Consider the following 9,133-nt stretch of genomic DNA (forward strand, 5'->3'; position numbering starts at 1 on the left):
CGATTCCCACCCCTTCGACTTCGCTCAGGGCAGGCTCTTGCGCAAAGAACGCGCAAGGATGGGGCACCCGGCATTTTCTTTCAGGCGGCGGAAAAGAAATCATTAACCACAGAGGACACAGAGGTCACAGAGGTTCATGAAGACGATCTTCATATTAGCGATGCTGGCTTGCGGGACATATGCCTGGGGTACGACTTACTACGTCAGCTCTAGTTTGGGGAATGATGCGAACAGCGGGACTTCTACGGCGGCTCCGTGGAAGACGATGGCGAAGGTGAGTGGGTCGACGTTTGCGGCGGGGGATTCGATTTTGCTGAGGCGGGGGGATGTTTGGAATGAGAGCCTGACGCCGCCTTCGTCGGGAGCTGCGGGGAATTCGATCACGTTTGATGCGTATGGGACGGGAGCGCCGCCGAATTTGACGGGGTACTATGCGGTGCCGTCGTCGGGGTGGATCAATCTGGGGAACAATGCGTGGAAGGCGGCGCTGCCGGCGGGATATACGACCGTTAATTTTTGTTTATTTGGATCGGTGTGGGGGCAGAAGGTGGCGGCGGTTTCGTCGAACCTGACGGCGCAGTGGGATTTTTATCTGGCGAATGGAAACGTCTATGTTTATTCGGTGGGGAATCCGGCTAACTATTATCAGGCAGCGATTGTGCCGATGGCGTTGAGCAATGTGCCGGTGATCAACGTGAATGGGAAGTCGTGGCTGACCTTTCAACATATTCTTGTGAACTGGTTCGATCAGTACGGCGTTTATGTGCAGGGGACGAGCGATCACCTGGTGTTTGCGAACATGGAATCGGATTCGATGATCCCGCAGGGAACGCAGCCGCTGGGATTTTATGTGAATGAAAGCGCGCCGGGGCCGGGGGACATCAAGATCTACAACGCGGAAGCGCACATGAATTATGACGGGTTCCGGTTCGATGGGGCGGCGACTGCGATCACGATGGTGAACGATAAAGCGTATGCGAACCGAGATGGGGCGCTGGTCGATAACACGGGCGCGGTGAGGTATTCGTACTGTCATTTTTATGCGTCGAGCCTGGCGGTGGCGGGATCGACAGATGTGGAGTTTACGAGCGGGACGGGGCCGATTGCGGGAGCGGGGAACATTGCGGCAGATACGCCGGCTGCGGTGCAGGCGTGGCAGAGATATCCGGCGCGGGTGACATTGACGGTGGACGACGCAGGAATGACGCCGGGAGCGGATACGTATTATGGGACGGTCGTGGCGCCGATTGCGGATGCGGTGGGGGTACCTGTGGGCGCGGCGATTACGGTGGGGTATACGTCGACGATCACGCCGCTGATTTCCGAGATTCAGGGATGGATTAACGCGGGGAGGGATGTGACGGCGCATTCGATCTCGCACACGTATTATCCCAACACGGACGCGCTGGATATTCGATACACGGGGACGGGGACAGCGGCGGTGTTGAGCATCAGCGGGAAGACATTGACGATCACGGTGACAGGAGCGGCGGACGGCGTGAGCTATAACCTGGCGCAGGGGCAACCGCAGGGAACGATGTTGGGATTGCAGCAGGCGCTGGTGGGGACGGGACATTTCACGGCGACGTTTAATCCGGTGTGTCAGGGGCCGTACGGGACGGGGTGTTCGTATTACACGAATGCGGCGCTGCTGGCGCAGGATCTGGCGGATGTGACATCGCAGAACGTGAAGAGCAGTGTATACGCCATGCAACTCGATGTGACGCGGCTGACGACGGACGAGATTACGCTGTCGCGGCAATGGATGACGACGAATCTGACGGGATTGCCGGCGACGCCGGTGTATGTGTATCCGGGTGGGTATGAGAATCCGAATATGGAGACAATCACGGCGGGCGTTCCGTATACCGGGGCACGCGGGGCACTGCATGAAGGCGGCACGGACAATAACGGGCTCCCGATTACGGGAGTGAAAGATACGTATGCGAGTGGGTTCGATGTGCAGAATATCACCAGCTTCGGAGTGAATCCGTCGTGGATGGGGCTGACGCCGGCGAGTTTGAATCAGAAGGTCCAGGCGCTGGTTTGGAAACAGATGGTGTGGGGAGTGCCGTGGGGAGTGTTCTGGCATTTGAACGAACTGACGCAGACGGATCCGGTGGGCGGGACGGAGATTACGAATCTACTTCAGGATTTCAAGAACAGCGGAGCGACGATCCAGAAGAATACGGATCTGGTGAATTGGCTTACGACAGGAATTGTCGAAGTGGGGACGGACGGGAATTATTACTACAAGTCGGCGGCTTCGAGCATGACGCTGGATTTTCGGCCGACGGTGAGTTCTCCGGTGGTGGATGCGGGACAGAATTTGGGGACGGCGTATCAGTTCGACATTAATGGAGTCAATCAGAACAGCTATGGCAGCGGGTGGGAGATTGGAGCGCATGTGTTTGCGGGCTACTCGAGCTATGGGGTCGCGGGTTCGCCTACGAGTTCATATTTCTCGATTGGTGAAACGGTCGTCACAGGCGTGCAACTTCCCCAGAATTGGGTGAACTCGAACGAGTGGGTGGGGACGACCAGTAATACGATCAACTTTCCGGCGTCTTCCACTGGCGGCTCCTGGACCTGCGGCTCGACGAATTACGGACCCTACACAGCGGGCACGCTGGCCAGTCTACAGCAGGCGGTGAACGATGCTGAGAGTTGCCGCGCGGCTCATGGTAGCGGAACGACTATCGTCATCCCCGCGGGAACGCTCTATTCAGGGTCGAGTGGACTGGTTCTGCCGCAGACTGCCGGGGACACTTCCACCAACTTTATTGTGCTGCAAAGCTCGACGCCGCTGCCGGTCGGCCAGACCGTGTGTTCCCACGGGATACAGGACAATATTCCCGAATCTTCCCAGCCGGGACTGCGCAACGTGCTCTGCGATGGGACGCAGTTGAGCTATCAGCTCGGGACGACGGTGACTTCAGTTTCGGGCAGCTTCACGCTGGCCAATGGGACGAGCACTTCCGCCGGCGCGTATAACGATATCGCCTCGATGTACACGATCCAGAATACCGGGAACAACCACAACGCGATCTCGACCGCGGCCTTTGACTCGAATAACGTGGGGCCGCATCATTTTGCCATTCTGAACGCGGAAGCGCGGCCGGTGGCGGGCCTGGTCAGCACCGATGCGCCGATTGCGCTAGGGCTGGGCACGGAGACTCTTGTATCGCAGATCCCGACACATATTCATGTGGCTTATAGCTATCTACATGGCGACTGGACGGACGCGCCCGTAACCGCTGGAGTGGCCACGGCGGGGCCGACTGGGGCGAACTCGCTGCCGGGAACGATGGTGTTTCTGGGCTGCATTAACTGCTCGATCAGCTACAGCTACAGCGACCGGAACCTGCGGCCGGGAGGCGATGGCCACTCGATTGGGGTGTCGTTGGGCCAGCAGTTGAAGATTGTGCACAACTGGCTGGAGGGCGGCTCGGAAGGGCACATTTGCGGCGGCTGGGCGCATGCCATCCCGATCGCGAACTTCGTCACCTGCCAGGACATGGAGGACCGCGGGAACCGCTATACCTATCCCTACTCGTGGATGCTGGCGTTTCAGGCCGGGTTCTGCGAGAACAATGCCTCGTGCTCGGGGAATGGCTACGTGCGCAAGAATGCGCACGAATACAAGTTCAGCCAGCGCATCGTGCTCGACGGCAACATCTTCGAGAACGTGGATAACTCCGGGGCGCAGAATGGGACGATAATCAGCGCCAAGACCGCGCAGACCTCCGGCGGCGCTCTGGGCGGCAATTACTGGACAATTCAGGCGAACTCGACCATCACCAACAACGTGATGAGAAATTCGTGCAATGGGCCTACCCTGGGCGACCGCTCGGACAATACGGGCAGCAATGGCGGGGGCACGTCGCTGCCGGCGGAAATCTATAACTATTCGAATAACCTGCTCTACAACGTCAACACCAGCAATCCGGGCTGCAATGTGGCGGGATTCAATTCGAATCCGCAATATGGATTCAGGATTGGGCAGGTAGCGCCGGGAACGGCCTGGACCGGGGTTACAGCCGCGCGGGATGTGACGGGCACGATCGCGACCCTGACCCTGCCTTCTTCCGCGGGCATTGCCGAGAGCACGGTGAGCGTCGGGGATCCAATTCAGGTTTCCGGCTGCACGGGCGACGCGGCGTTTAATACGACCTCGACGGCGATGGGGCCGCTGGCGATTGCCGGGACGCTGCCCACCGGCCTGACCGTGGTTTACCTGAATACCGGGACGGCGAGCGGCACGGCCACGGGTTGCACGGTGTCGATTGGGCAGGGTTGGCCGAATTATCTGACCTATGCCCACAATAGCAACTTCCTGAACAGCGTAGGGAACGACCCTGACAGTAGTGCGCTGGGGGGATCGAATCCGCATCTGCTGGCGCGGAACCTGTCGTTTACCAACAGCATCTTCATTGGCGGGGCGGGGCCGAACTCCAGTTTTGGCGAAGGCACGCGGACGGAAACCGAAGCCTTTGATGCCTCGACCGAAGCGTTCAATAACGATCTGTTTCCGGGCCGGGATGCGGCGGCGGCCTGTCCGGGACACTCGGCAGGCTCAGGCGGGATTGCGGCCTGCTATACGGAATATTCAAACGCGCATGTGGCGATCACGCCGCCGGTGACGATTTACGGGACGCCGACGGCTTACTGCACAGGGAATGATCCTACGGCGGAAAACTGTGTAGGCATTTTGGGAGCGATGAGTCAGGGCTCGTTTCCCACGGTGCTGAACGACTGGCATCAGTACCGGCTGTGCCATGCCGGGGATGCGGCGTGCAATCACAAGGCGAGTCCGTATGCGGCGGGCGGGGCGAAGCAGGCGTCGGACAGTGGCGACCTGGGGCTGCAAAGCACGGCGGCCATTGATGCGGCGGAAACTTCGATTCAGTATGGATGTGTGGCGGGCTGCGGGAATGGGCCGCAGCGGGATGTGCCGGGAGAACTGGTGTCAACGACATATTTTGGGATCGACTATAACTCGAGCGCTTCGTTTCCTACGACGATCTCGCATCAGATCGGGAGGTTATGGGATATGCCAGGAACGGAGTGGCCGTACATCGAGACCGCGAATAACGTTTTCAGTTGGAGCGTGCTGGACAGTCAACTGGCGGCTATGTACAGCAACGGAGTTATGTACGCAGAAATGCCGCTGTCGCGAACGCCGAACTTTGCCAGTTCGCAACCATTCGATACCGTTTGCGACTACTACAACAGCAGCGCACCGACAGGAAGCGGAGCAGCAGGACAATGCGATCCGCCGAGCGATCTGAATGCGGACGGCACCGGGACGGATCTTTATTTCAGGAATTGGGTCGCGGCCTTGGCAATGCACGTGAACACGCCGGGGTATACGAACTCGCATGCGCGGATATTGGTTTATGAGACATGGAACGAGCCGGATACTACCGGGTTCTGGTCCGCGACGAATGGAACTTACGATCAACTGATCCGGATGGAACAGGATTTGTACTGCATCGTGAAGGGCGGTGCGTTCACGATTGCAAGGACGGGGGAGAGTTGTCCGCAGGTGTGGGCGACAGTGACTAGTGTTGTCCTCGGTGCCCCGGCGGATCCGAGTGCGTATGTGCTGATGCCGTCTTACCACGTCACGAGCACGGCGATGGCGGAAGCGTTTCTGTATTGCACGGGAAGCGGAGTGGGGACGCAGCCGTGCCATGGTGGAGGCGCGGGCCAGACAGATGTGGTCAATTTTCACATCAAGCCAGGGGACGACCCATCTTTGACGGCCGAGACGATGCTGGACTCGGGGATGACGATGATCGATGGAGTGTTGCAGCCCAGCGAACTGGCAAAGCCTGTTTTCAATACAGAGGGCGGATTTTCATCGACTGGGTGGTATGCGCCTTATACCGACGCGGACATGCAGGCGGCGTTCGTCGGGCGCTTTTTCGTCTATGCCATGCAGAAAGGGATCAGCAATAACGTCTGGTACAACTGGAACCCGGCCCTGAGCGGTCTGGGGTCGACGACGGCGAACTCGGCGTATGGACAAGTGGAAAGCTGGCTGGCGGGAGCAACGTTGGCCTCGTGCTCGGCCAGTGCGCCCGGGACTGCGGGAACCGGACTCTACACTTATTCCTGCCCGCTGACGCAGGGGAACGGGACGCCGGCGATGCTGATCTGGGACAACTCGCAGAGTTGCTCGGGTGGAGTTTGCACGACGACGAACCAGGCGGTGCCGAGTTACTACACGTCGTATTTTGCGCTGGGCGGAGGCCCGGCCATTCCCCTGGTAAGCAACCACGTTCCGGTGGGAATCAAGCCAACGCTGCTGATGGTTCCGTAGACGAGTTCCGCAGATACGTTTCGTAGACAAGTCCTTACAGCAATATTCCAACAAAGCAGCGAAGAAGTGGCGACTGAGTTTTGGTCGCGGGGGTGAGAGTGTGCGAGCAGGGTCGAGCGTTCGACTTCGTTAGTTCGAATTTGGGAGTTCAACATCGAGAGTTCACCAGGAAAAAGTTCAACAGGGAGGAATTGAAATGAAAAACAACAACGGTTGGGCGCGGCTGTTCTTGGCAGTGGTGCTTTGCCTCACGATTACGCTGGCGGCGTGTTCGACGGCATGGGTAGGAGAGGCGGAGCAGGTGGTGGCGGCGTTAATTCCGGCGGCGACGAACATTGTGGCGCTGGTGGCGGCGTTGCAGGGGAAGAGCGTTTCGGCGGGGGATTTGCAGACGATTCAGCAGGCGGGGACGCAGGCTGGGGCGGATTTGCAGTTGATTCAGGCGCTGATTACGGCGTATCAGCAGGCGGATGCGACGGCGAAGCCTGGGATCCTGAATCAGATTCAGACGGCGATTGGGACGGTGCAGGCGAATCTGCAAGCGCTGTTGCCGGCGCTGCATATTCAGGATACGGCGACGCAGACGAAGATCACGGCGGTGGTGGGGATTGTTTTGTCGGAGGTGCAGTCGCTGGCGGCGATTGTGCCGCTCGTGAGTGCGAATGCTTCGCCGGCGATGATGGCGAAGGCAGTGCAGAAGAACGCGCCTTTGTCGGCGGCGGAGTTTGTGAAGTCTTATAACGCGACGCTGACGGCGAAGACGGGGAATGCGGAGTTGGACCGAGCTACGGCGGGGTTTCAGATTCATTTGCATGGGAAAGTGGCGCGGTGGGGGACGGCGGGGTTGTTGAAGTAGGCGCGACGCATGCAATTCGCGAAGTCAAAATCCCCACGTCTCGCAAAGGAGGCGAGACGTGGGGCACCCGGGTATGGCGGGAACAGCGGGTCCCTCCACTGCGCCGTCGCTGGCGCTCCGGCTTGGTCGGGATGGCAAGGTTTTCGAGCTGTGCCTCGCCTCGTTGCGCTGACGGACGAATGCGTCCGTTCCCATGTTGGTGCGGTGCTGTCCCCGCATTTGTCTGTGACCGTCCTAACCTTTTGCATGGTTGAAACAACTGGATCACTGCGAGTGATATGAAAACTTTGTGGACCGATCTGCGGTTGGTGGAACAATTCGGGGGGGTGCTGGACCAGATCCATGAGGAGCGGACGGTGCGGGATCTGTTGATTCGGAAGCTGCTCAAGATTCGGACTAAGAAAAATGGGGTTCGTTATTTGAAGTTGAACCGGGCGCAGCTGGAATATTCGCGGCGGTGCTCGAAGCGGAACATTGTGCTGAAGGCGCGGCAGGTGGGGATTACGACGTATATCGCGGCGCGATATTTTTTGCAGACGATCACGCGGCCAGGGACTCTGACGGTGCAGGTGGCGCATAGTGAGGAATCGGCCCAGGCGATCTTTAATATTGTGCACCGCTTTTGGGAAAAACTGCCCAATACGCGAGTGCGCCAGGGAGCGCTGGGGAAGTCGCGCTCAAACGTCCGCCAGATTGTTTTCCCGAAACTCGACAGCGAGTATCGGGTGGAGACGGCGGACGATAATGCGGGCCGCGGGATGACCATCCACAATCTACATTGCTCGGAGGTCTCCCGCTGGCCGCGGGGAGCGGAGGAGACGCTGGCGTCGTTGCGAGCGGCGGTGGTGCCGGATGGGGAGATTGTGCTGGAGTCGACAGCGAACGGCGCGGGCGGAATTTTTTATGAAGAGTGGCAGAAAGCGGCGGAGACTGGGTATACGCAGCACTTTTTCCCGTGGTGGTATGAGCCGTCGTATGTGGTCGACAAGCCGGTCCATCCGCTGAATGACGAAGAGAAAGAACTGATGGCGCGGTACGGGTTGAGCGAGGAGCAGGTCGCCTGGCGACGGAAGAACTGGCAGTTATTGCGCGGGCTGGCGGGGCAGGAATATGCGGAGGATCCGGTGTCGTGCTTTTTGGCGTCGGGGGAGTGCGTGTTCGACATGGAGTCGATTGAGCGGGCGGCGGCGCAGGCGGGGAGTCCGACGGAGTCGCGGGAGAACGGAAGAGTGCTGGTGTGGCTTCCGCCGAGTCCGGCGGGACAGCGGCAATACATTATTGGAGTGGATGCGGCGGGCGGCGGTTCGGAGGGAGACTATGCGTGCGCGCAGGTGATCGATCGAGCGACGGGATTTCAGTGCGCGGAACTGCATGGGCATTTCACTCCTTATGAGTTGGCACGGCGGGTGGCGGCGCTGGGGCACACGTACGGGAATGCGCTGTTAGCGGTGGAGCGAAATAATCATGGATATGGAGTGCTGGCGCATTTGAAGCATCTGCGGTATGAAAATCTTTTTAGCCAGGGCGGGCAGGAGGGATGGTTGACGTCGGTGGTGACGCGTCCGGCGATGATCGAGAATTTGGCGGCGGTGTTGATCGAGCAGCCGCAAGTGTTTCGGAGTCAGCGGCTGTTGGGAGAGTTGAAGACATTTGTGAGGCATCCCGATGGACATGGAGCGGCGGCGGAGGGAGCGCATGACGATTGTGTGATGGCGATGGCGATTGCTATGGCGGCGAGACGGGAGGATGCGGGGCGGGTGGGGCGGAGGAGAGCGGTGGAGATGGGGAGTTTTGTGGTGTAGGAGCGGGGCGGTCGTCGGTCGCGGGTCGTCGGTCGTCGGTCGTCGGTCGTCGGTCGTCGGTCGTCGGTCGTCGGTCGTCGGTCGTCGGTCGTCGGTCGTCGGTTTGCCGATGCTAAACGAGTATGCGGGGATGTTCATCCGTCACAG

The 9,133-nt window shown here is 59.4% G+C and carries 3 protein-coding genes; all 3 read left to right on the forward strand.

Annotated features, from left to right (window positions below; all coding sequences use genetic code 11):
• Positions 1–136 precede the first annotated feature (136 nt).
• Positions 137–6,328 (forward strand): hypothetical protein, encoded by a 6,192-nt coding sequence (locus VGM18_15040; GenBank protein HEY3974319.1) that lies wholly within the window; start codon positions 137–139, stop codon positions 6,326–6,328.
• A gap of 196 nt (positions 6,329–6,524) precedes the next feature.
• The gene (locus VGM18_15045) at positions 6,525–7,184 is read left to right on the forward strand and encodes a hypothetical protein (protein ID HEY3974320.1); all 660 of its coding nucleotides are present in this window, start codon (positions 6,525–6,527) and stop codon (positions 7,182–7,184) included.
• 278 nt (positions 7,185–7,462) lie between these two features.
• Entirely contained in the window at positions 7,463–8,986 is a 1,524-nt protein-coding gene (locus tag VGM18_15050; protein ID HEY3974321.1) for a terminase, read from the forward strand.
• Positions 8,987–9,133: the final 147 nt, after the last annotated feature.

The sequence above is a fragment of the Candidatus Sulfotelmatobacter sp. genome, assembly GCA_036500765.1.
Taxonomy (GTDB): domain Bacteria; phylum Acidobacteriota; class Terriglobia; order Terriglobales; family Acidobacteriaceae; genus Sulfotelmatobacter.